Annotated in this window: 21 protein-coding genes and 1 riboswitch; of the genes, 7 read left to right on the top strand and 14 right to left on the bottom strand. The window is 66.7% G+C overall.

Going from position 1 to position 21893, the window contains the following annotated elements; all coding sequences use genetic code 11:
* Positions 1 to 21: 21 nt before the first annotated feature.
* The 7 genes from pal to L8F97_RS09990 all read right to left on the bottom strand — a co-directional run bounded on the left by pal (position 22) and on the right by L8F97_RS09990 (position 5915).
* Positions 22 to 531 carry a peptidoglycan-associated lipoprotein Pal gene (gene pal / locus L8F97_RS10020; RefSeq protein ID WP_242149017.1) on the bottom strand — a complete coding sequence of 170 codons (510 nt, stop codon included), beginning with the start codon at positions 529 to 531 and terminating at the stop codon, positions 22 to 24.
* A gap of 85 nt (positions 532 to 616) precedes the next feature.
* Positions 617 to 2017 (bottom strand): Tol-Pal system beta propeller repeat protein TolB, encoded by a 1401-nt coding sequence (gene tolB / locus L8F97_RS10015; RefSeq protein WP_242149015.1) that lies wholly within the window; start codon positions 2015 to 2017, stop codon positions 617 to 619.
* 10 nt (positions 2018 to 2027) lie between these two features.
* A complete protein-coding gene (gene tolA / locus L8F97_RS10010; protein WP_242149013.1) occupies positions 2028 to 3140 on the bottom strand; it encodes a cell envelope integrity protein TolA in 1113 nt (370 codons plus the stop codon).
* A gap of 31 nt (positions 3141 to 3171) precedes the next feature.
* A complete protein-coding gene (tolR, locus tag L8F97_RS10005) occupies positions 3172 to 3612 on the bottom strand; it encodes a protein TolR (protein WP_242149012.1) in 441 nt (146 codons plus the stop codon).
* Between the two features lie 3 nt (positions 3613 to 3615).
* Complete coding sequence (tolQ, locus tag L8F97_RS10000; protein WP_242149010.1) at positions 3616 to 4314, bottom strand: protein TolQ; 699 nt, start codon at positions 4312 to 4314, stop codon at positions 3616 to 3618.
* The gene (locus tag L8F97_RS09995; protein ID WP_242149008.1) at positions 4311 to 4805 is read right to left on the bottom strand and encodes a YbgC/FadM family acyl-CoA thioesterase; all 495 of its coding nucleotides are present in this window, start codon (positions 4803 to 4805) and stop codon (positions 4311 to 4313) included. Before L8F97_RS09995 ends, tolQ begins: the two co-directional genes overlap by 4 nt.
* 126 nt (positions 4806 to 4931) lie before the next feature.
* The gene (locus L8F97_RS09990) at positions 4932 to 5915 is read right to left on the bottom strand and encodes an NAD(P)H-dependent flavin oxidoreductase (RefSeq protein ID WP_242149098.1); all 984 of its coding nucleotides are present in this window, start codon (positions 5913 to 5915) and stop codon (positions 4932 to 4934) included.
* Positions 5916 to 6024: 109 nt separating this feature from the next.
* Here L8F97_RS09990 and L8F97_RS09985 point away from each other — a divergent pair, with 109 nt between their 5' ends.
* Positions 6025 to 6444 carry a secondary thiamine-phosphate synthase enzyme YjbQ gene (locus tag L8F97_RS09985; protein ID WP_242149006.1) on the top strand — a complete coding sequence of 140 codons (420 nt, stop codon included), beginning with the start codon at positions 6025 to 6027 and terminating at the stop codon, positions 6442 to 6444.
* A gap of 60 nt (positions 6445 to 6504) precedes the next feature.
* Positions 6505 to 7365 carry an alpha/beta hydrolase family protein gene (locus L8F97_RS09980; RefSeq protein ID WP_242149004.1) on the top strand — a complete coding sequence of 287 codons (861 nt, stop codon included), beginning with the start codon at positions 6505 to 6507 and terminating at the stop codon, positions 7363 to 7365.
* Between the two features lie 52 nt (positions 7366 to 7417).
* On the opposite strand, the gene L8F97_RS09975 is transcribed toward L8F97_RS09980, so the two are convergent.
* Positions 7418 to 8680: an aspartate kinase gene (locus L8F97_RS09975; RefSeq protein WP_242149003.1), complete on the bottom strand. Its 1263-nt coding sequence runs from the start codon at positions 8678 to 8680 to the stop codon at positions 7418 to 7420.
* Between the two features lie 165 nt (positions 8681 to 8845).
* On the opposite strand from L8F97_RS09975, the gene ubiG reads away from it, so the two are divergent.
* Positions 8846 to 9568: a bifunctional 2-polyprenyl-6-hydroxyphenol methylase/3-demethylubiquinol 3-O-methyltransferase UbiG gene (gene ubiG, locus L8F97_RS09970; protein WP_242149001.1), complete on the top strand. Its 723-nt coding sequence runs from the start codon at positions 8846 to 8848 to the stop codon at positions 9566 to 9568.
* A 433-nt stretch (positions 9569 to 10001) separates the two neighbouring features.
* Here the strand turns inward: ubiG and L8F97_RS09965 are convergent, their stop codons facing one another.
* Positions 10002 to 11537 carry an ABC transporter permease/substrate-binding protein gene (locus L8F97_RS09965; RefSeq protein WP_242148999.1) on the bottom strand — a complete coding sequence of 512 codons (1536 nt, stop codon included), beginning with the start codon at positions 11535 to 11537 and terminating at the stop codon, positions 10002 to 10004.
* Positions 11538 to 11568: 31 nt separating this feature from the next.
* On the bottom strand, positions 11569 to 12351 hold the full coding sequence (locus L8F97_RS09960) for an ATP-binding cassette domain-containing protein (RefSeq protein WP_242148997.1): 783 nt from the start codon (positions 12349 to 12351) through the stop codon (positions 11569 to 11571).
* Between the two features lie 400 nt (positions 12352 to 12751).
* Here L8F97_RS09960 and L8F97_RS09955 point away from each other — a divergent pair, with 400 nt between their 5' ends.
* From L8F97_RS09955 to thiC, 4 genes are all read left to right on the top strand, one after another.
* Positions 12752 to 13621: a MipA/OmpV family protein gene (locus L8F97_RS09955; RefSeq protein ID WP_277924891.1), complete on the top strand. Its 870-nt coding sequence runs from the start codon at positions 12752 to 12754 to the stop codon at positions 13619 to 13621.
* A gap of 140 nt (positions 13622 to 13761) precedes the next feature.
* Positions 13762 to 14727, top strand: coding sequence for a ferritin-like domain-containing protein (locus tag L8F97_RS09950; RefSeq protein WP_242148993.1), 966 nt, complete (start codon positions 13762 to 13764; stop codon positions 14725 to 14727).
* Positions 14728 to 14780: 53 nt separating this feature from the next.
* A complete protein-coding gene (locus L8F97_RS09945) occupies positions 14781 to 15803 on the top strand; it encodes a ferritin-like domain-containing protein (protein ID WP_242148991.1) in 1023 nt (340 codons plus the stop codon).
* A 183-nt stretch (positions 15804 to 15986) separates the two neighbouring features.
* A riboswitch (TPP riboswitch) is annotated at positions 15987 to 16102 on the top strand.
* A gap of 31 nt (positions 16103 to 16133) precedes the next feature.
* A complete protein-coding gene (gene thiC, locus L8F97_RS09940) occupies positions 16134 to 18011 on the top strand; it encodes a phosphomethylpyrimidine synthase ThiC (RefSeq protein WP_242148990.1) in 1878 nt (625 codons plus the stop codon).
* Between the two features lie 93 nt (positions 18012 to 18104).
* Here the strand turns inward: thiC and L8F97_RS09935 are convergent, their stop codons facing one another.
* Genes L8F97_RS09935 through L8F97_RS09920 form a run of 4 tightly spaced genes read right to left on the bottom strand, consistent with a single transcriptional unit; the run spans position 18105 to position 21783 of the window.
* Positions 18105 to 18737, bottom strand: a complete 633-nt coding sequence (locus L8F97_RS09935; RefSeq protein WP_242148988.1) for a 2-dehydro-3-deoxy-6-phosphogalactonate aldolase — start codon at positions 18735 to 18737, stop codon at positions 18105 to 18107.
* Positions 18738 to 18746: 9 nt separating this feature from the next.
* Positions 18747 to 19628 carry a 2-dehydro-3-deoxygalactonokinase gene (locus L8F97_RS09930; protein WP_242148986.1) on the bottom strand — a complete coding sequence of 294 codons (882 nt, stop codon included), beginning with the start codon at positions 19626 to 19628 and terminating at the stop codon, positions 18747 to 18749.
* The gene (locus tag L8F97_RS09925; RefSeq protein WP_242148984.1) at positions 19625 to 20500 is read right to left on the bottom strand and encodes an SMP-30/gluconolactonase/LRE family protein; all 876 of its coding nucleotides are present in this window, start codon (positions 20498 to 20500) and stop codon (positions 19625 to 19627) included. Before L8F97_RS09925 ends, L8F97_RS09930 begins: the two co-directional genes overlap by 4 nt.
* Positions 20497 to 21783: a sugar MFS transporter gene (locus L8F97_RS09920; protein WP_242148982.1), complete on the bottom strand. Its 1287-nt coding sequence runs from the start codon at positions 21781 to 21783 to the stop codon at positions 20497 to 20499. The genes L8F97_RS09925 and L8F97_RS09920 overlap by 4 nt, the downstream gene beginning before the upstream one ends.
* Positions 21784 to 21893 lie beyond the last annotated feature (110 nt).

The raw sequence follows: 21893 nt of genomic DNA, 5'->3' as shown, positions 1-21893 counted from the left end.
TGGATTGCTGGGGGAAGACGATCAGTTCAGGACGATCGTCACCGCACGGCGGTTCTGCGCCCAGCTCGCCTCGTCCGAACCGAGTGCGATCGGGCGTTCCTTGCCGTAGCTGATCGTCGAGATCCGCGACGGGTTCACGCCGCGCGACGCAAGATAGTTCTTCGCCGAATTGGCGCGGCGGTCGCCCAGCGCGAGGTTGTACTCCCGCGTGCCGCGCTCGTCGCAATGCCCTTCCAGGCTGATCGGTACGTTCGGATATTTGATCAGCCACGCGGCCTGACTGTCGAGCGTGGCGCGCGCCTCGCCGTTGATGTCGTACTTGTCGAGATCGAAGTGGATCGTGTTGCTCGTCACCGAGCGTTCGAAATCGGCGCGCGAACCGGGCACGACATTACCGTACCCCCCAGCCTGCGATGCATCCGGGCCGGTCGCGCTCGGCGGCGGCGGCAACTGCGCGGGCGGCTTCTTGGCGCAACCCGCCACCGCGATGAGGGATGCGGTGATGAGCAGGGTCGTGGTCAGTTTTGCCATGTGGCTTCTCCTTCGATCGTTCAGCTCTCGGATGGTGCACGCAAACGCATGGGGGCAGCCCCGCACAGGGTGGGGCAATATCACATCAGGGGCGTAACGGTCCCCAAGCCGGATCGGATCCATCAAGCGGCGTGGATAGCCTGCGTTCGTTCACGCCGGTCAGGTCGACCGACCACAGATCGGCGGTGCCGCCACCGCCACGCCCGGAGCGGAAGAACATCAGGACACGGCCATTGGGCGACCAGGTCGGGCCTTCGTCCTGCCAGTCGTCGGTGAGCAGTCGCTCTTCGCCACCGGCCGGGCTCATCACGCCGATGCGGAAATTCCCGGCCATGCGCGTGAAGGCGATGAGGTTGCCGCGCGGGCTCCACACCGGTGTCGCATAGCGCCCTCCGCCAAAGCTGATGCGCCGCTGTTGCGATCCGTCCGCGTTCATCACGTAAAGCTGCTGCGAGCCCGACCGGTCGCTTTCGAACACGATGCGGCTGCCATCCGGCGAATAGCTGCCGCCAGTGTCAATGCCCGGCGTATCGGTCAGCCGCTGCGCCTGCCCGCCCGCCAGTGGCACGCGGTAGATGTTGGTGCTGCCGGCGACCGCCTTGGAGAACAACACCCAGCGCCCATCCGGAGAAACCCGTGGCGCGAACGTCAGATTGCCGGCCGGTACAAGCTGCCGCTGGCTATGGCTGGCGATATTGTAGACGTAGATCGCCGGCTTATCGTTGATGTAGCTCATATACACGATCGAGCGTTGGTCGGGCGTGAAACGCGGCGTCAGCACGATCGACTGGCCGTTGGTAAGGAAACTGTGGCCGGCGCCGTCCTGATCCATGATGGCGAGGCGCTTGACCCGCTTGCCCTTCGGCCCGCTCTCCGCGACGTACACCACGCGGCTGTCGAAATACGGGCCTTCGCCGGTCAGCTTGGAATAGACCATGTCGGCGCACTTGTGCCCAGCCCGACGCCATTCCCCCGGCGACACCACGAAGCCCTGCCGCGCCAGTTCGGTGCGCGCGAACACGTCGTACAGATAGCAGCCGACCGTCAGCGTGCCGTCGCCGTTCGCGCGCACGAACCCCTGCACCAGTGCGGACGCACCCGCCCCGCCCCAATAATCGAACGTCGGCGCGGTGACTTCGGGATAGGGCACGCCCTTCAGCGCGCTCGCCGGGGACGGTTTGAACAGGCCTGAGCTTTTGAGATCGTTGGTGACGATCTGCGACAATTGCTGGCCGAGCGCATCGGTGCGCCCCGCCGGCGTGTCCACCGCCTGTGCGGTCGGGAACGCCGGGATGGCGATGCCGAGCGGCGCTGCCTGCCCGCCCGTCACGTCCACCACCAGTTCGCCCGAGGGCTGACCCGCCGGCTGGCCGCTTACCGGGCCGGGCGCCGGGGATTGCGGCGGCTGCGGCGCGGGCTCGGACTGCGCAACCGCGCCGGCACCGATCAGGCCGGCCGCCAACGTCAGGATGGTCTTGTGAAGCATGGTCCTATCCTCAACCGGGCAGATGAAAGCGCAAGGTGAAACTCTTCCACCCGCGTGGCACGTCGTAAAGCTCGGGCGGCAGACCGCGCAGCGGCGTGCAGCCCTTGAACGAGGCAATCGCCGCGCGATCGACCGCTTCGACATAGCGTTCGTTCTCGTTGTCGACGCCGCCATGATCGCTGTCGATCACCGGCGTGCCGGCAAGCGACCCGTCCCGGTTGATCTGCAGCCGTACCTTGACGAGGATCCGCGACACGCCGGGTCCGCTGACATGCTGCTGCGCCGCGCACGGCTGCACCTGCCGCTGGATCGCCGAACCGATATCGGCGGCGGCCTGCGCGTTCATCACCGCACCGGGAGCGGCGGCGGATGGTTTGGCGGCCGACGGGCTCTGGGTCAGGCCTTTGCGGAAATCATCGTCGAGCAGCGATCCGCGTGGGCGCTTGAGCGTGGATTTGGCATCGCCGCCGGTGCCCTTGGCTTTGGTCGGCGGGGTCTGCGCCTTGGTCGGCGCGGCGGCGGCGTGCTTCGCTTCGCTCTTGGCGGTGGTCGGCTTCGCCTCGCTATGCTTCGCCTCGCTCTTGGCGGTGCTTGGCTTGGCCTCGCTGTGCTTAGCCTCGGCCTTGCTGTTCGCCTTGGTCGTCGCCTTCTTCGGCTCGGCCTTGGCCTCCTTGGCCTCGACCGGCTTCTTCTCCGGCTTGGGCTTCTCGGGTTTCGGCACGGGCTTCGGCACGGGCGCGGGTTCCGGCTTTGGCTTGGGCCTCGGCGCGGGGGCAGGCTCCGCCTTCGCAACCGGCTTCGGTTTGGGGGCGGGCGCCGGCTCGGGCGCGGGCTTGGGCGGCGCGGGTGCCTTTTCCGGCTGCGGCGCAGGTTCGGGCTGCGGCTCCGGCGGCGCGGCATCCTCGGGCGGGCCGGCGTCGGGCGATTTCGACTGCGCGGGCGGCTCGACCGACTTGGGCGCCTGCGCCTCGATCGCGACATCCTCGGCGAGCGACACGTCGATCGGCTTGGGCTTGTACAGATCCGGGTTGACCGGCGGATGAAACGCCAGCGACAGACACGCGAACAGCAGGATATGCCCGGCGACGGCGATGCCGAGGCCAATCTTCTCGGTGCGCTGCATCAGCGCACGCCTCCCGCCCGGACCATTTGGTTCACCGCTCGTCCTGCGGCGTGGTCAGCAGCGCGACGCGATTCAGCCCGGCGCGGTTGAGTTCGCCCATTACGCGCATCACCTTGCCGTAATCGAGCGCGCGGTCGGCGCGCAGGAAGATCTGCGGGGGCTTGCCGGTGGCATCGGTCTTCTGCGCGACCTGGGCGAGCACGTCGGGCAGCAGATCGTCCGTGACGAGCGCCTTGTCGACATGCAGCGTCCCGTCCCGCTCGACCGATATTTCGACCGGCTGCTGCTCCTGCTCGAGCGCCTTCGCCCGGCTATCGGGCAGATCGACCGGCACGCCCGCGGTCATCAGCGGCGCGGTCACCATGAAGATGATGAGCAGCACCAGCATCACGTCGACCATCGGCGTGACGTTGATGTCCGCCATCGGCGCGCGCCGCCCGCGCCCGCGCTGCGAGGGGAGGTTCATCGCCACCGGTCAGCGCTTCCCGTCGGCTTCGAGCTGGCGGCTGAGCGTGGCGTGGAAACCATCGGCGAAGCGGTTGAGCCGCGCCTCGATTCTGTTGATGCCGTGGCTGAAGCGGTTGTACGCGATGACGGCGGGAATGGCGGCGAATAGGCCGATCGCGGTAGCGAACAGCGCCTCGGCGATGCCGGGGCCTACCGCCGCCAGCGACGAATTCTGCTTGGCGGCGATCTCGGTAAAGCTGTGCATGATGCCCCACACCGTGCCGAACAGCCCGACGAACGGCGCGACCGAACCGACCGTCGCCAGCACGTTCAGACCGTCCGACAATTCAGCGACCTCGGCCGCCGCCGCTGCGTCCATCGCCGTCGCCAGCCGCTCACGCGTGCCGCCCCGGTCGATCGTCCCGCCCACGGTCGAGCGGCGCCATTCCTTGACGCCGGCTGCGAACACCCGTGCGGTCGGCAGCTTGCTCTCGCTTTCGGTCCGGTAGAAGGCGTCGATATCCTCCGCCTTCCAGAAATCGCGCTCGAACCGCTTGATGCCTTTGCGGATCTTGCCGAGCCGCAGGAGGAAACCGATGATGATCGCCCAGGTCCAGACGCTGGCGAGCAGCAGCCCGGCCATCACGATCTTTACGATCCAGTCGGCCTGAAGGAACAGCGCGATCGGCGACAGGCTGGTCGCATCGGTGTTTAGGATCAGGTTCACGCGGGTCTTTCCCCCTGGTTCGTTTCTGGTTGCGCTGCGCGTTCGGGCAGGAAACGCCCGAACGCCTCGATCCACGCCGCCGGCTGCCTTCGCGCGCGGCCCGAAGGCGCTGCGAAGGCGACCGTGACGTGGCCTTCCGCGAGTACAACCGCGCCGCGCCTGACTCGTTGCTGAATGACCAGCCGGGCCGCGCCGAGTTTCTCAAGCCGCGTCGTCACCACCACCGCGTCGCCCAGCCGCGCCGGCGCGCGGTAGCGGATCGCCAGATCAGTGACGACATAATTGCCCTCGCCACCCGCATGCGCGGCCTGCTGGTCGATCCCCAGCACGCGCAGCATGTCCGAGCGGCCGCGTTCCATGAACTTCAGATAGTTGGCATGGTAGACCATGCCGGACAGATCGGTATCCTCGAAATAGACGCGCACCGGCAATTGGTGCTCGTCTCCCACGATACGGCCTTCGGTCGGCAAATCGGTGTCGCGCGCTGGCATCGTGACTGGCTGTACCGAAGCGGGACGCCCGCGCAAACCCCGTCGTATCGGAGTTTTTGGGTGAAGCGGCATATCATCACGTACTTCACCCTCCCCGACGCAGCCCGGGGAAGGCAGCAAGGGAGCCTATCCCCGCTTCGCCAGCGCGACGTCCGCTTCGCCGACCAGCGTGGCGATGATGTCGGCGATCGGTTCTTCCTTGGTGACCATCCCGACCGACTGGCCCGCCATCACGCTGCCATGCTCGACATCGCCGTCGATCACTGCGCGGCGGAGAGCGCCCGCCCAGTAATGTTCGATCTGCAACTGCGCCTCGACCATCGCCGTCTTGCCGTCGTCGAGCGAAAGCGCGACCTCGCGCTGCTTGGCGCTGAACAGTTCGCCGCCGGCGTTCTTGAGCGCGCGCACCGGGATCACCGGCAGGCGCGGATCGAGCTGCACGCTCGCCACCGCATCGCGGGCGGAGGCGCGCAGGAACGCCTTCTTGAAATTGGGGTGCGCAATCGATTCGGTCGCGCAGACGAAGCGCGTGCCGAGCTGGACGCCCGCCGCGCCCATCTCGAGATACGCGGCGATCGCCTCGCCCCGGCCGATCCCGCCCGCCACGAACACCGGCACCTTGTCGGCGACTTCGGGCAGGATCTCCTGCGCGAGCACGCTGGTCGAGACCGGGCCGATATGCCCGCCCGCCTCCATGCCTTCCACCACCAGCGCATCGACGCCGCTGCGGATCAGCTTCTTGGCGAGGCTGAGCGCCGGCGCGAAGCAGATCAGCTTGGCGCCGCCCGCCTTGATCGCCTCCAGGCTCCCCGCCGGCGGCAGCCCGCCCGCCAGCACGACATGCGTGACCTGATGACGCGTGCACACCGCGATCAGCTCCATCAGCTGCGGGTGCATGGTGATGAGGTTGACGCCGAACGGCTTGTCCGTCAGCGCCTTGGTGGCGGCGATCTCGGCATCGAGCAGCGCAGGCGTCATCGCGCCGCACGCGATCAGCCCGAAGCCGCCTGCATTCGACATCGCCGCGACAAGGTTGCGCTCCGACACCCAAGACATCGCGCCGCACAGGATCGCCACCTCGCTGCCGAGGAATTCGACGCCGCGCGCCATGAGTTGGGTGAGGCGCGCCGCGCCGGTCGTGCTGGTCATGCAGCGGCCATAAAGTCTCGTGCGCGAAAAGAAAGCATGGCCGTTGCGTCGCACATGCTTATCTTAGGGAATGCTCCGCCAGTCCGTCGCAGAAATCCTCGTCACCACGCCCGGTCAGGGGCTGCATAGCTGCACCGATGCGGTGGCGCGCTGGGTGGCGGGCACCGGCATCGACACCGGGCTGCTTACGCTGCTGCTGCGTCACACCTCCGCTTCGCTGCTGGTGCAGGAGAACGCCGCGCCCGCCGCCGCGCGCGACCTCGAACGCTATTTCGCCAAGATCGCGCCGGAAAGCCGTAGTTACGAACACGACGACGAAGGGCCGGACGACATGCCCGCCCACCTACGCGCCGCGCTCACCGCGACCAGTCTGTCGATCCCGGTGGCGGGTGGCCGCATGATGCTCGGTACCTGGCAGGGCATCTACTTGTTCGAACACCGCCGCGCCGCCCACCGCCGCCGCATCGCGGTGCATCTGATCGGCGAATAACCGCTTGGGGCCTGCCGCCGGTTCGGTCATGATCGCCGCGCTTCTTCCGGGGGAACATCGATGATCGCCAAGCTGCTCTGCGCCACCCTGCTGTGCCTGCCTGCAATGGCGTTCGCGCAGACGCCGCCGCCCGCGATCTTCACCGATCCGCCGCGCGATGCCGCCGCGCCCGCCCGCATGGAGGTGCTGCACGTCCCCTCGCACGGCGTGAGCATCAATGCGGTCGGCTATCTCGCGGCCGGCAAGGGCATGCACCCCACGCTCGTCCTGCTGCACGGCCTGCCTGGTAACGAAAAGAACCTCGATCTCGCGCAGGCGGTGCGCCGCGCCGGCTGGAACGTCGTCACCTTCAACTATCGCGGGTCGTGGGGCAGCCCCGGCACCTACAGCTTCACGCATTGCATCGAGGATACCGATGCGGTGCTCGATTTCCTGAAACAGCCGGCGGTGGCGGCGAAATACGGCATCGAGACCACCCGGCTGGTGCTCGGCGGGCACAGCCTTGGCGGCTGGACGACCGCGCAGGTCGCCGCGCACCGCCGCGACCTCAAGGGGGCGATCCTGATCTCGGCGGCGGACATGGCGAGTTCGGCGACCCTGCCGCGCGACCAGCGTATCGCCTTCCTCGCCGACAATCACGAAACGTTGCAGTCCAGCAACGAAGCGCTTGCCGACGAGATCGCTGCCAATGTCGCGACGTTCCGGCTGAACACCACCGCGCCCGGCCTCGCCAAGACGCCGCTGCTGGTAATCACCTCAGACGATGGCCTTGCGCCGGCCGACGAGGCGCTGGTGGCGAAGGTCCGCGCCGCCGGCAACGCCCGCGTCGCGACGCAGCACCATGCCACCGACCACAGCTATTCCGATGCGCGCATCTGGCTGGAAAGCGCGGTGGTGACGTGGCTGGCGACGCTGCCGTAACGTCCCCCAGCCCTTCCCCGGCCTTTACCGGGGAGGGAAGTGACCGCCCGGATCAGGCGGCGACATCCTCCGCATCCAGCCCGTAGGCGGTATGCAGCACGCGGACCGCCAGCTCGGTCTCATCCTCGTGGATCAGCACGCTGACCTTGATCTCCGAGGTGGAGATCGCCTGGATGTTGATGCTGCGCGCGCCAAGCGTCGTGAACATCGTCGAGGCGACGCCAGCATGGCTGCGCATGCCGACGCCCACCACCGAAATCTTCGCAACACGCGTATCGTGCACCAGTTCGGCGAAGCCGATCTTCGCGCGCGCCTGATTGAGCGCCTCGATCGAGCGCGCGAGATCGGCCTGCGGCACGGTGAACGTCACGTCGGTCGACCCGGCGTTATGCGCGATGTTCTGAATGATCATGTCGACGTTGATGTTCGATCCCGCCAGCGGCTCGAAGATCGCCGCGACCGCGCCGGGGGTGTCGGGCACCGCGGTCAGCGTGATCTTGGCTTCGTTCTTGTCGTGCGCGATGCCGGTGATGAGCTGGCGTTCCACGTCGTCTATCTCCTCTTCGCCGACAATCATCGTGCCGGGCAGTGTATCGGCCATCGGTGCGTCCGGCCCCGTGAACGAGGACAGCACCTGCACGCGAACCTGTTCCTTCATGGCAAGACCCACCGATCGCGTCTGCAACACCTTGGCGCCGACGCTGGCGAGTTCGAGCATTTCCTCATAGGTCACGCGCTTCAGTTTGCGCGCACGCGGCACGATGCGCGGGTCGGTCGTGTAGACACCGTCCACATCCGTGTAGATGTCGCAGCGGTCCGCCTTCATCGCCGCCGCCACTGCCACCGCCGAAGTGTCCGATCCGCCGCGACCCAGCGTGGTGATGCGCTGGTCGTCGGTCACGCCCTGGAAGCCGGGGATCACCGCCACCTCGCCGCGCGCCAGACTTGCGTCGAGCGCCACCGTGTCGATCGTGCCGATCCGTGCCGAGGCGTGCGCGTCCGACGTGTGGATGGGGAGCTGCCAGCCGAGCCAGCTGCGTGCCGGTACGCCCGCCGCCTGTAGCGCGATGGCGAGCAAGCCGCTCGTCACCTGCTCGCCTGCCGAGACAACCACGTCATATTCCTTCGGGTCGTAAAGCGACGACGCCTCGCGGCAGAAGCCGACCAGCCGGTCGGTTTCGCCCGCCATCGCCGAGACGACCACCGCGACCTGATTGCCGGCTTCGACCTCGCGTTTCACCCGCGCCGCCACACTCCGGATGCGCTCCATGCCGGCCATCGAGGTGCCGCCGAATTTCATCACGATGCGGGCCATTGGGGTGTCGCAAAATCCTTGGGTTGGAAGGGGCGTCCTGATAGGAACCGGGTGAGACGATGGCAAGCCAAGCTAAGGTTAGGGCCAGCAAAGCCCAGCTAAGCCGCTTGCTCTGGCCCGAGCGAACGACGGGCACACGCGCAACCTTCCCACGCAGGTGAGTTTATGACAGCCACGACGATCGACCCGAAGGAAGCCGCCCACTTCGGCACGCTCGCTGCCGAATGGTGGGATCCGAAGGGCAGTTCCGCGATGCTGCACCGGCTCAATCCACCGCGGCTGCGCTACCTGCGCGAACAGATCGACGCGCATTTCGGCGGCGACCAGACCAGCTTCACCCCGCTCGCCGGCAAACGTGCGCTCGATGTCGGCTGCGGCGCGGGTCTGTTGTGCGAACCGCTCGCCCGGCTGAGCGCGAGCGTGACCGGGGTCGACGCCGCGCCGGAGAACATCGCCGCCGCCGCCGCCCACGCCGCCGCCTCCGGCCTCGCCATCAACTATCGCACCGGCAGCGTCGAGGGGCTTGGCGGCGAGACGTTCGATCTTGTCACCAGCATGGAGGTGATCGAGCACGTGACCGATCCCGCCGGTTTCGTAGGTGGCCTTGTCGGTGCATTGGCCGAGGGCGGGCTGCTGGTGATGTCCACGCCCAACCGCACGCCCGTGTCGCGGCTGGCGATGATTACCGTCGGCGAAGGCTCGGGGCGCATCCCGAAAGGCACGCACGACTGGGACAAGTTCCTGACCCCCGACGAACTGGAAGCACTGCTGACCGCCGCAGGGATGCGCGTGATCGACCGGCGTGGCCTTAGCTTCTCGCCGGCCAAGGGCTTCGTGCTGAGCGACGACCTCAACCTCGATTACTTCCTCACGGCAGTGCGCGGCTGAAGCGGAAAGGAATAGCACCGGAGGACGGATTGCGCCCACTTGCGGCCAATGCGTGTCCCGGCTTACATCGTCGAATGCTATCTCCGCTTCCTCCGACACTCAAATGCGTCGCCAGCATTGTCGAAGTAAGAACCCAGTCAATTGTACTGTCAGGACGAGGTGAGTTAATTCGAGCTTTTTTAGGACAAGAAGAAAAACGGAGCGGTCCCCTTGAGGTGTCTCTCTCGCCAGATGATGATGATGGCAACGCTACCGCTATCGTGCGATATGGTATCGATGTGCCATACCGCTCTATTGGCGGTTTGATTTACTACGCGCAAGTTGCGAAATTGCGTGTGGCTGGGTGGGCTTTTCAGCCGCCGGTATGTCCGCCGGAGAAGACACGCCCGTAATCTCGAATGTCCACGCACCAGCGAGAGCAAGACATTCCCGCCTACAAGCCCACTCGCTTCTCAAGCCACCGCGCCGCCACCTCGGGCGACTGCTTGTCGGCATCCCGATCGACCAGATAGTTCGCCTGCCGCATCGCCGCGACGGGGACGCGCCCGATGAGCGGCCGCAGCGCCGCCTGGAACCGTGCATCATGCGCGTGAGCCGGCGACAGTAGCAGGATCGCGTCATACCCCGGGATCGCGCCCTTCGGGTCGGACAGCACCGTCAGCCTGTCCGCCGCGATCCGTCCGTCGGAGGAGAAGGCCGGGATCACGTCGGCGGCACCACTTTCGAGCGCGCGGTACATGAAGGTCGGCTGGTACGGATGCGCCGAGCCGAACTCCAGCCCATAGGCGCGCTTCACCGCCGCCCACTCGGGCCGGTCGAGGAATTCGATATCGGTCGCCAGCCGCAGCCCGTGCGCGATGGGAACCAGATCGGCGATCGTCTTGACGCCGCGCCGTGCCGCATCGTCGCCCCGCATCGCAAAGGCATAGGCATTTTCGAAGCCGAGCTTGCCCAGCACGGTCACGCCACGCGTCTTCTTCGCCCAGTCGCGCACGCCGGCCAGGATGGCATCGCGCGACGGCACGTCGCTGCGCTTCATCGTGTCGGCCCAGATCGTGCCGGTATAGTCGACATAGACGTCGATCGTCCCGCTGGACAGCGCGTTAAGCGCCACGCCCGAACCCAGCCCCTCGCGGTACTCGACCTGGTAACCCGCCGCCTCCAGCCGGTGTCCGATCACGCGGGATAGGATATATTGCTCGGAAAAGCTCTTGGCGCCGATCACCACGCGCTTGCCGCCGCCCTGCATCCACATCGGCGCGAACGCGAGCGCCACCCCCACCGCCAGCACCGCGACCGCACCCAAGACGCGTCCGCGCCGGCGCGCCGCGATGCCGTGTTCGACCAGCCCGAGCAGAGCGTCCACCGCCAGTGCGAGCGCCGCCGCGCTGAAACATCCGGCCAGCACCAGCGCCCAGTTCTGCGTCTGGAGGCCGGCGAAGATCATGTCGCCAAGGCTCGGCTGGCCAACCGTGGTGGACAGGGTCGCCGCGCCGATCGTCCAGACCGCGGCCGTGCGGATACCGGCCATCACCACCGGCGCGACCAGCGGCGCCTCGACCAGCCGCAGCTTCTGCCACGCGGTCATACCCACCCCGTCCGCCGCCTCGATGATCGCAGGATCGAGCCCGGTCAGCCCGGTGACGGCGTTTCGCAGGATCGGCAGCAGCGCGTACAGCGTGAGCGCAAGCAGCGACGGCACGAAGCCAAGCGCTGGTATCCCGCCGCCTACGAGCGTGGAAAGCGACAGCAGGAGGGGGTAGAACAACGCCAGCAACGCGAGCGTCGGGATGGTCTGGATCAGGCTGGCGAACCCGAGCGTCACGCGCGCCACGTGTGGCCGCCTGGCCGACACGATCGCCATCGGCAGGCTGATGACGATGCCGAGCAGCAACGCGGAAAACGCCAGCAGCAGGTGTTGCGCGAGGAGTGGCGGCACGCGCTGCATCGCATCGAGAAACCCGCTCATTCCCGCCCCGCCGATCCGATACTGCGGCGGCTCACAGGTGTCCGCCGATCTCACGCAGTCGGCGTGCCTGTTCGCGCGGCACCGCGACCAGCGCATCCGCCTCCGCGCCGCCTTTCCCGGCGAGCAACGCTGCCGGCACCTCGTCCGCGACGATCCGCCCGCCTGCCATCACCAGCACGCGGTCGGCGAGGATCAGCGCCTCGGCCATATCGTGTGTCACCATGATGGTGGTGAGGCCAAGCCGGTCGTGCAGCGCGCGGATCGCCACCCCCAACTGGTCGCGGGTGACGGGGTCGAGCGCGCCGAACGGTTCGTCCATCAGCATCAGCCCCGGTTCGAGCGCGAGCGCGCGCGCCACACCCACGCGCTGGCGTTGACCACCAGATAGCGCATCGGGCATCCGCTTCGCGAAATCCGGCGGCAGGTCGACCAGATCGAGCAACTCGGCAATACGGCCTTGCTGATCCTTCTCACCCGTCAATCGAAAGCCGATTGCGATGTTCTCCGCCACACTCAGGTGCGGAAACAGGCCGATGTTCTGGAACACGTAGCCGATCCGACGCCGCAGCGCGAACGCCGCGCCCTTGGTCACGTCCGCGCCGGCGATATGGATCGCGCCGCGGCTCGGCTCGATCAGGCGGTTGACCATCTTCAACAGCGTCGACTTGCCCGATCCCGACGCGCCGACCAAGGCTACGAAACTGCCGCCGGCGATCTCGATCGACACGTCGTCGACCGCGACCGCACCGCCCGCGTAAATCTTGGAAGCGCCTACAAAGGCGACCGGAGGGCCGGTTTCGCGGGAGAGTGCCATCACTGCGGTTGTGCGGGAGGTACGGCGATGCGTCAAACGCGAAACGCCGCCCGACTTGCGTGATCGCCTGCCTTGCTGCCGCGCCTGCACCCGGCAGACCAGGGGGCCGCGTCAAACATCGGCTGCATTGCCGTATCCCGTGCGGCATGCGAGCAACAGCCATCCAGTCAACCTGAGCCACGTCGCTGTCTCTGGCCCGCGCAACAGCAACCATAAAGGCCATCAACACACACGCGCACCGGGACCGTCCGGCCCTGCAACGGCCCGCTGCCGTGGCCGGATTGTCACGCTTTTGCGAAATCGTCATCACCCCGTAACGACATGGGAGCCAATTGCCGCAACGCGGCGTTACGCGGCGATTATATACCGAGTGCATGCAGGGGATTTGCCAGTGTCGAAGTTGTTCCACCGCGGTTTTGCCGCCGCTCTTCCGGTCGCCGTGCTGCTTGCCGCCGCTCCGGCGTCCGCGCAGACGGAGGGCGCGGCTGCCAATGCCGATCTTGCGGCGAAGCTGGGTGGCGACAATGTTACGGTCGGCGTGGCTGGCGCGTACCTGCCGGATTATGAAGGTTCGAACGACTACCGCTTCACGCCTGCGCCGGCAGTGATCGGCCAGTTCAAGGGCTTCGCCTTCTCGTTGATCGGCAACCGCGCCTCGATCGACCTGATCCCGAACCGCCCCGGCCAGACCCTCGATTTCCAGGCCGGCCCGATCGGCGTGATCAACTTCAACCGCACCTCGCGCAAGAACATCGACGATCCACGCGTCCGTGCGCTCGGCAAGATCGATACCGCGATCGAACTCGGCGGCTATGTCGGCATCGGCAAGACCGGCATCATCACCAGCCCGTATGACAAGCTGTCGGTATCGGTCAGCTACCGTCACGACGTGTCGAACGTGCACGATAGCGGCATATGGCAGCCGTCGATCAACTATCTGACCCCGCTCAGCCGCAAGGCCGCGGTCGGCCTCGTCGCATCCGCGGAACATGTCGAGCGCGGCTATGGCCAGACCTACTTCAGCATCTCGCCGACGCAGAGCATGCTGAGCGGCCTGCCGACGTACAACGCCCGTTCCGGCTGGAAAGACTATCAGGTCGGCGGCTTCTTCACCTATTCGCTGACCGGCGATCTGCTGCACGGCGTGAAATTGGTCGCAGGCGGCAGCTATTCGCGGCTACTCAACAGCTATTCGTACAGCCCGATCGTCCGCACCGCCGGCAACCCGAACCAGTGGATCGGCGCGGCCGGGCTTGCGTACACCTTCTAAACCGTCTCTACGGGGCGCATGTGTGCGTCCCGCTGCGACTCCGGCCGTTCTTGCCCTGCGTGGGCGGGGGCGGCCGTGTCGTATCCGGCCTGGCCGATGGCGCGCACCCTGGCTCCAGGTGACACGCCGGAAGGACGAGAATGACTGCCCTGCACGAGGATGCTCCCGAAACCCGTGACGAGACGCAAAACGAGCGCCGCGCCTTCTTCCGCACCGCGCTCGGCGCTGCTGCGATTACCGCGACGGGCGCCGCCGCGCTCACCGTCAGCGGGGTCGCCTTCGCCGATACCGTCGCCGATTCCTCGATCGTCAATTTCGCGCTGAACTTCGAATATCTGCTCGCGCAATTCTACGGCCTCGCGGCAAACGGCGCTGGCCTCCCCGCCGCACAGTTGACCGGCGCGGGAACCGCCGGGGCGGTAACCGGCGGCCGGCAGGCGACCTTTACCGATCCCGTCGTGGCGCAGATCGCCAGCGAATTCGCCACCGAGGCCGCCGCGCGCGTCGCTTTCCTGCGCACAACCGCAGGCGCCGACGTAATCGCGCAGCCCAAGATCGACCTCGACGTGACCGCCACCAGCGCGTTCAGCACCGCGATGCGCGCCGCCGGTCTCGTCGCCTCCGGCGCGGGCTTTGACGTGTACGCGAGCGACAGCAACTTCCTGCTCGCCGCGTTCCTGCTCGAGGATGTCGTCGCAACCGCCTACAAGGGCCTCGTCACCAGCGTGAGCGACGCCACCAACCGCGAATCGCTCGTCGGCCTGCTCGGCGCGACCGCCTATCATGCCGGCACCATTCGTACGTTGCTCTACGCCAAGGGCGCGGTAAGCGGCTCGACCCTACGCGCCAATGCGGATGCGATCTCCAACGCGCGCGACGCGCTCGACGGCGGCAGCAGCGACGACGATCAGGGCATTTCGCCGACGACCGATGCCAACGGCAATCTCGTCTCGAACATCTCGCCCACCGCCGCCAACGGGCAGACCTACACCCGCGCGACGACGGCGGTGCTCAACATCGTCTATCTCAACAGCCTGTCGGTCTCGCTCGGCGGTTTCTTCCCCGCCGGCGTGAACGGCACCACCGTCGCCAGCGGCGCGAACTGACCGGCGCCAGACACGCCCGAGCCATCCCGAATTTTCGCCCGGAGAGTTTTCCCGTGACCGATATCCTTCAAACCGCCGACGACCGCCGCAGCCTCGCGCGCCGCAACTTCCTGCGCGGCACCGCGCAGATCGGTGCGGCGGCCGGTGGCCTCGCGCTGCTCAGCGCCTGCGGCGGCAGCAGCGACGATACGACCGTAACGCCGACGCCGACTCCCACGCCGAGCAGCACCAGCGCGATCATCGACGCCGATGCGCTCAACCTCCTGCTTAACCTGCAATATCTTCAGGCGCAGTTCGGCCAGTTCGTGACGACCGGCACCAACATCTCGGCGATCGCCGATACTCAGACGACCACCGGCAGCGGAAACTTCCCCGGCGGCGGCGCGGCGCTGCTCACCGGCACCGGCACGCAAGGGTCGGTCACGGGCGGTCGCGCGGTCAGCTTCGCCAACGCCACCATCGGCCAATATGCGCGCGAGATCGCCGCAGACGATCTCGCCCATCTGCGGTTCCTGCGCTCGGCGCTGGGTTCCTCGGCAGTGGCACAGCCCGCGCTCAACATCGACGGCAGCGCGAGCGGTGCCTTCACCCGGATCGCGCAGCTTGGTGGCTACGCCGCCGCCGGCGTGACGTTCGACCCGTATGCGAGCGACCTGAATTTCCTGCTCGCCACCTTCGTGTTCAAGGATCTCGTGGTCACAGCGTTGAAGGGCGTGTCGACGCTGCTCACCAGCGTAGTGTACCTCGATGCGGTGGCGGGGATGCTCGCGACGCAATCCTACCATGCCGCGCTGATCCGCACGACGCTGTACACGATGGGCCAGGGCAGCGCCGCCGGACAGTTCAGCAACGCGCGCGACGGCCTCGACGGGTCGGCCGATATCGATCAGGGCATCACCGGTACCGCCACCGCCGCCAACATCGCGCCGGTCGACGGCAACGGGCGGGTCTACACGCGCACCGCCGGGCAGGTTCTTAACGTCCTCTACCTCAACAGCGCCGCGGTCACGTCAGGCGGGTTCTATCCGGCCGGCGTCAACGGAAACATTAAGACCAGCGCAGCAAGCAACGCCTGATCCTGACGCCGGCGCGCGGGGCGCTCAACCTCGCGCGGCCTGTCGATTTAGCCGCCAGCACAGGCGCCATAGCCCCTGCGTCGCGTGCGTTAGCCCATCGCCAAAGCGCAGGACGCGCGCCTTTGCCGCCCGAACTGCGGCATCGTCAGGGCTGGACGGCTCCTCCGAACCGACCTATCATCACGCCATCCCCCGGGGAGCCTTGAGGCTGAGAGGGGCGGTGCAATTCCGCTCGACCCGTTGAACCTGATCCGGCCCCGCAAGGGCTTACCGGCGTAGGGAGGGAGCGGTCTGGCAAGGTCCGTTTTCTCTCATTTGAGGAGACGACGCATGGCCGACCTGCCCACCAGAACCGAAATCGGTGTCACCACCGGACCAATCCGGGGTTCCAGGAAAATCCACGTCACGTCCCCGAACATACCCGGCGCGGGCGTGGCGATGCGCGAGATCCACCTCGAACCCGGTTGCGGCGAGCCGCCGCTGCGCGTCTACGACACCTCCGGTGCCTACACCGATCCGGCCGCGCTGATCGATATCAACACCGGTCTGGCCGAACTGCGCCGCGGCTGGATCGAGGCGCGGGACGACGTCGAACGCTACGACGGTCGCGAAATCCGGCCGGAAGACAATGGCTTGTCTGGCCCCGATCGTTTGGCCGGCGTGCCGCAATACCCCAACGTCGTAAAGCGTCCGCTGCGCGCCCGACCCGGCATGAACGTCAGCCAGATGCACTACGCGCGTCGCGGCATCATCACGCCTGAGATGGAATATGTCGCGATCCGCGAGAACCTCGGCCGTGCAGAGGCAAAGGAAAAGCTCGTCCGCGACGGTCAGGATTGGGGTGCCTCGATCCCCGATTATGTGACGCCCGAATTCGTCCGCGACGAGGTTGCCCGTGGTCGTGCGATCATCCCGTCGAACATCAACCACCCCGAAAGTGAGCCGATGGCGATCGGGCGCAACTTTCTAGTCAAGATCAACGCCAACATCGGCAACTCGGCCGTCGCCTCGAACGTGGCGAGCGAGGTCGACAAGATGGTCTGGTCGATCCGCTGGGGCGCGGACACGGTGATGGACCTCTCCACCGGCCGCAACATCCACGACACGCGCGAATGGATCATCCGCAATTCGCCCGTCCCGATCGGCACCGTGCCGATCTATCAGGCGCTGGAAAAGGTCGGCGGCATTGCCGAGGATCTGACCTGGGAGATGTTCCGCGACACGCTGATCGAACAGGCCGAACAGGGCGTGGATTACTTCACCATCCATGCCGGTGTTCGTCTGCCCTACATCCCGATGACCGCCAAGCGCGTCACCGGCATCGTTTCGCGCGGCGGCTCGATCATGGCGAAATGGTGCCTCGCGCACCACAAGGAGAGCTTCCTCTACGAGCGGTTTGACGAGATTACCGAGATCATGAAGGCGTATGACATCGCCTATTCGCTTGGCGACGGGCTGCGCCCGGGCTCGAACGCCGATGCCAACGACGAAGCGCAGTTCGCCGAACTCTATACGTTGGGCGAGCTTACCAAGCGCGCGTGGGAGCAGGACGTGCAGGTGATGATCGAAGGCCCCGGCCATGTGCCGATGCACAAGATCAAGGAGAATATGGATAAGCAACTCGCCGCCTGCGGCGAGGCACCGTTCTACACGCTCGGGCCGCTGGTGACGGATATCGCGCCGGGCTACGACCATATCACCAGCGGCATCGGTGCCGCGATGATCGGCTGGTTCGGCACGGCGATGCTCTGCTACGTCACGCCCAAGGAGCATCTGGGGCTCCCCGACCGCGACGACGTGAAGGTCGGCGTGGTGACATACAAGCTGGCGGCACACGCGGCCGATCTGGCGAAAGGCCACCCCGCCGCCAAGCTGCGCGACGATGCGCTGTCTCGCGCGCGCTTCGAATTCCGCTGGCGCGACCAGTTCAACCTCTCGCTCGATCCCGACACGGCCGAGCAGTTTCACGACCAGACCTTGCCGGCGGAAGGCGCCAAGAGCGCGCATTTCTGCTCGATGTGCGGACCGAAGTTCTGCTCGATGAAGATCACGCAGGAAGTCCGGGACTTTGCCGCCAAGCAGAACGCACCGGTCGCAACGTTCGTCGCAGCCGACGAGGCCGAGGCTGGCATGGCGGCGATGAGCCAAGTGTTCAAGGAAACCGGCAGCGAGCTCTACATGGGCGCCGGCGACCGCGAGCACGACTAAGCGCTAGCAAGGGGCTCAAGACGGTCCGGGTGGTTGCCCGGGCCGGCTCCTACCGCGCGGGAAGATCGTTCCCGCCAGCCTTCGCAGTCGCTGCTAGGCCTGTGTGGCCTGCCACGCCGCCGTCAGCGCCGCCGCACGCTCGCCGACGACCGTCGCGCTGTCGCCCGGCTTGAATAGCGCGCCGCCGACGCCGATGCCCTCCGCACCACCATCGAGCCAGTCCTGCAACGTCTCGGCATTGGTGCCGCCGACCGCCCACACCTTCACGTCGCGTGGCAAGACGTCGCGCACGGCCTTCAGGTATGCCGGGCCGAGGCTGGCACCAGGGAACAGCTTGAGTCGCCGCGCACCGGCTGCGATCGCCTGGAACGCTTCGCTCGGCGTCATGAAGCCGGGCAGCGCCTCAAGCCCGAGCGCCACCCCGCGCGCGATCACCGCCGGATTGGTATTCGGCGTCACCAGCAGCCGTCCGCCCGCGCCCGTAAGCGCCTCGACCGCTTCGACGCTCAGCACGGTACCGCCCCCGATCAGCGCGCGATCGCCGAAAGCCTTGGCTATGGCGGCGATGCTAATCAGTGGCTCGGGCGAGTTGAACGGCACTTCAAGAATGCGCACCCCGTTGTCGATCAACGCGGCGGCGACATCGAGCGCCTCATCGGGGCGCAGGCCGCGCAGGATTGCGGCAACCGGGGGCACGCCCTCCGCGAGCAGTTCGTCGAGCGTCATGAAACCTCCTTATGACAGTCCGGCAAGCACGCAGGCATCGCCGTCGAGGCGCTGCACCGCGATGCCATTCCGCGCGAACGCCTGTGTATATAGGTCGGCGAGACGCGGATCGCCGATGATCGTCACATCGCTCGTGTTCGCCAGCGTGGCGCGCATCTCCGCGATCTCGCCACCGATGACGAGACCGGATAGATAGCCCAACGCCCAGTCGGGCGTCTTGCCGCCCCGCAACTGCATGGCGCGCGCACCGAACAGACTACTCAGGACGCCGCGCTCAGCGCGGACGAGACCGGCGGCGAAACCCTCCGCCTCCGCACCGGCATCACCAGCCGCCATGCCACGCGCAAGTGTGGAATGCTGGCGCAGCAGCGCGAATACCTCACCGGTCAGGATGGTGCGGACGCCGGTGATCGCGCCATCCTCGATCACCGCCCATTTACTGTGTGTGCCGGGCAGGACGACGATGTGCCGACCGCCCGCGAGGTCGGGCGCGAGCGCCAGCGCGCCGTAGAGTTGCGTTTCCTCGCCGCGCATCACGTCCGGCACGCCTTCGGCATCGACACAGGCAAGCCCGGCCATGATCTCGACCGGCACACCGTCGAGCGTCAGCGCGGTCGCCGCAGCCAGCCACGCGTCGCGAGTGGCGGGGCAATCGGCATAGGGTACCTCACGCCAACCGTCGCGCGCGCCGACCATGCCGCACAGTCGGATCGTTTCGGGCGAACCCTCGCCCGCCCAGCTGGCAAGCGCAGCACGTAGCACCGCCTCGGGCACAATCCCGGGTGTGCCGATCCCGTCACCGTAGACGCGGTCGGTCACCGCGCCGTCTTCGATCCGGAACAGCCGCAGCCGGGTCGTGCCCCAGTCGCCGAGAACGCGATACCCGCTCACGCCGGCAAGCGCATCTCGGGCAGCGCCACGCCGGGCGCCGGCGCGTCGAACGCGAACAAGCCGCCGGCAAGCGGCTGGCCGTTCAGTTCCGCCTCCGACAAGCCTTTGCGTGCGGTGGTCACGTAGCCAGTGCGCAGGTCCGGGCCGCCGAACGCGACCTTTGTGCAGTTCGCGCAGGGCATCGCCACAATTGCGAGCAACGTGCCGTCCGGCGCGTACCGCCGCACCTGCCAGCCACCCCACAGGCCGACCCACAGGCACCCTTCGGAATCAAGCGTCACGCCGTCCGGGTGGCCGTCCTTCTCGGCGATGGTAACGAACACCTCGCCTTTTGCCAGACTGGTCTCGCTGGAAATATCGCAGCGGTAGATCGTGCGGCCAAGCGTATCGACGTGGTAGATCGTGCCGCCATCGGCGGAAATCGCCGGGCCGTTGGTGATGACGCAATCGCCACCGACCGGCCGCAGATCGACAGCATCGAACACGTGGATCGCGCCGGTAAGCGCTTCTTCCTCATTGTCCATGGTGCCGACCCACAGCCGGCCCGATGGATCGACGGTGGCATCGTTGGTGCGGTTGTGCGCAGGCATGTCGATCTTCGCGACCGGCCCGGTCAGCTTGCCGTCTTCGAGCAGATACAGTCCGTCGACCGAGCCCACCAACAGTCTGCCGCCCTCGGCCGGAACGAGGAAACTGGGCATGCCGCCAACCTCGAACGACTGCCGTTCATCCGTCGCGGGATCGTAGCGGTGGACCCTGCCGCCTTTGATGTCGACGAACCACAGCGCGTTCTCGCGCCCGATCCATGCAGGCCCTTCGCCCAGCGTGGCTGCGACCGGCCACACCAGCCGGGGTTCGATCGCCGCCGTCATTTGGCAACCGCCACGGCGGAGCGGCAGCCCCATAGCGCATAAGCCAGCACCACGACCTCACACACGGCTGTCAGGATGAACGACGATTGCAGGCCGTAGGTATCGGCCAGAATGCCCTGCACGAACACCAGCGCGCCACCCGCGATCGCCATGATCATCAGGCCCGAACCCTCTTCGGTCAAAGGGCCAAGCCCACGGATCGCCAGCGTGAAGATCGTCGGGAACATGATCGAGTGGAACAGCCCAACCGCGATCAGCGCCCACATCGCGACATGCCCGGTTGTACCGAGCACGACGAGCATGACCAGCAGTGCGAAACCGGCGAACACCGCCAGCACGTTTTCGGCGCGGAACTTCTGCATGATCGCGGAGCCGGCGAAGCGGCCGACCATCATCCCGCCCCACAGCAGCGTCAGATACTGACCCGCCTGCTCATGCGTCAGATCGGCGATGTTCGGCTGGCTGACGAAGTTCACGAACAGATTGGCGACACCGATCTCGGCGAGGAGATAGGCGACCATCGTCGGGATGCCGAGCACCAGCGCGCGGTGCTTCCACAGCGACAGATGCTTGCGCTCTTCCGCAGCGACGCGGCTGGTCGCGTTCTGGCCGATGACCGGCAGCGGGAAGCGTGCGATCACCACCGCCAGCACAACCAGCACGGCCGCGACGAGCAGATATGGCAGCACCACCGAATGCGCATCGGCAAGCCGTTCCGCCGGGGTGAGGATACGCCCCGCCTTGGCGGTGCCGCTGACCGAGCGCCCGAGGATCAGGTATGCGCCAAACGCCGGCGCCAGCATCGTGCCGGCCGAGTTCATCGCCTGCACGAGATTGAGCCGCGACGACGCCGTCTCGGGCGAGCCGATCACCGCGACGTATGGATTGGCGGCGACCTGCAACAAGGTGATGCCGCTGGCGATCACGAACAGCATGACCAGCGTCACGCCATATGACGGGATCGATGCGGCGAGGATCATGCCGAGCGCGCCCGCCGCCATGATGGCCAAGCCCGTGACGAGCGACTTCTGATAGCCGATCCGCTCGATCAGCTTGGCCGACGGGATCGATGCGAAGAAATAGGCGATGAACCACACCGATTCGATCAGCGTGGTCTGGAGGTAGCTCAGATCGAACACGGCGCGCAGATGCGGCAGCAGCGTGTTGTTGATGACGGTGATGAAGCCCCACATGAAGAACAATGTGGCGAGCAACGTCAGCGCCGGGCCGTAAGACCGGCCGCCACCCGAGGCAGTCGCCGTGGCGCCCCCTCCCGAATTCATGATTGGACCTGCCACACACCCTCACGTGCTGATTGATTCTGTAATTGTATGAGTATATCCCGCGTCTACAGCCGTCAATGCGATCGGCGCCTTTCGCCACGGGATAAGCC

This window comes from Sphingomonas sp. BAUL-RG-20F-R05-02 (genome assembly GCF_022662305.1).
Classification (GTDB): Bacteria; Pseudomonadota; Alphaproteobacteria; order Sphingomonadales; family Sphingomonadaceae; genus Sphingomonas.
This window is presented reverse-complemented; position numbering and strand designations above follow the sequence as displayed.

What these genes read in the sequence shown, in the direction of transcription:
- pal (WP_242149017.1), bottom strand. Translation starts at nt 531, where the DNA reads ATGGCAAAACTGACCACGACCCTGCTCATCACCGCATCCCTCATCGCG.
- tolB (WP_242149015.1), bottom strand. Translation starts at nt 2,017, where the DNA reads ATGCTTCACAAGACCATCCTGACGTTGGCGGCCGGCCTGATCGGTGCC.
- tolA (WP_242149013.1), bottom strand. Translation starts at nt 3,140, where the DNA reads ATGCAGCGCACCGAGAAGATTGGCCTCGGCATCGCCGTCGCCGGGCAT.
- L8F97_RS09995 (WP_242149008.1), bottom strand. Translation starts at nt 4,805, where the DNA reads ATGCCAGCGCGCGACACCGATTTGCCGACCGAAGGCCGTATCGTGGGA.
- L8F97_RS09990 (WP_242149098.1), bottom strand. Translation starts at nt 5,915, where the DNA reads ATGGCGCGCGGCGTCGAATTCCTCGGCAGCGAGGTGGCGATCCTGTGC.
- L8F97_RS09985 (WP_242149006.1), top strand. Translation starts at nt 6,025, where the DNA reads ATGCTCCGCCAGTCCGTCGCAGAAATCCTCGTCACCACGCCCGGTCAG.
- L8F97_RS09980 (WP_242149004.1), top strand. Translation starts at nt 6,505, where the DNA reads ATGATCGCCAAGCTGCTCTGCGCCACCCTGCTGTGCCTGCCTGCAATG.
- L8F97_RS09975 (WP_242149003.1), bottom strand. Translation starts at nt 8,680, where the DNA reads ATGGCCCGCATCGTGATGAAATTCGGCGGCACCTCGATGGCCGGCATG.
- ubiG (WP_242149001.1), top strand. Translation starts at nt 8,846, where the DNA reads ATGACAGCCACGACGATCGACCCGAAGGAAGCCGCCCACTTCGGCACG.
- L8F97_RS09965 (WP_242148999.1), bottom strand. Translation starts at nt 11,537, where the DNA reads ATGAGCGGGTTTCTCGATGCGATGCAGCGCGTGCCGCCACTCCTCGCG.
- L8F97_RS09960 (WP_242148997.1), bottom strand. Translation starts at nt 12,351, where the DNA reads ATGGCACTCTCCCGCGAAACCGGCCCTCCGGTCGCCTTTGTAGGCGCT.
- L8F97_RS09950 (WP_242148993.1), top strand. Translation starts at nt 13,762, where the DNA reads ATGACTGCCCTGCACGAGGATGCTCCCGAAACCCGTGACGAGACGCAA.
- thiC (WP_242148990.1), top strand. Translation starts at nt 16,134, where the DNA reads ATGGCCGACCTGCCCACCAGAACCGAAATCGGTGTCACCACCGGACCA.
- L8F97_RS09935 (WP_242148988.1), bottom strand. Translation starts at nt 18,737, where the DNA reads ATGACGCTCGACGAACTGCTCGCGGAGGGCGTGCCCCCGGTTGCCGCA.
- L8F97_RS09925 (WP_242148984.1), bottom strand. Translation starts at nt 20,500, where the DNA reads ATGACGGCGGCGATCGAACCCCGGCTGGTGTGGCCGGTCGCAGCCACG.
- L8F97_RS09920 (WP_242148982.1), bottom strand. Translation starts at nt 21,783, where the DNA reads ATGAATTCGGGAGGGGGCGCCACGGCGACTGCCTCGGGTGGCGGCCGG.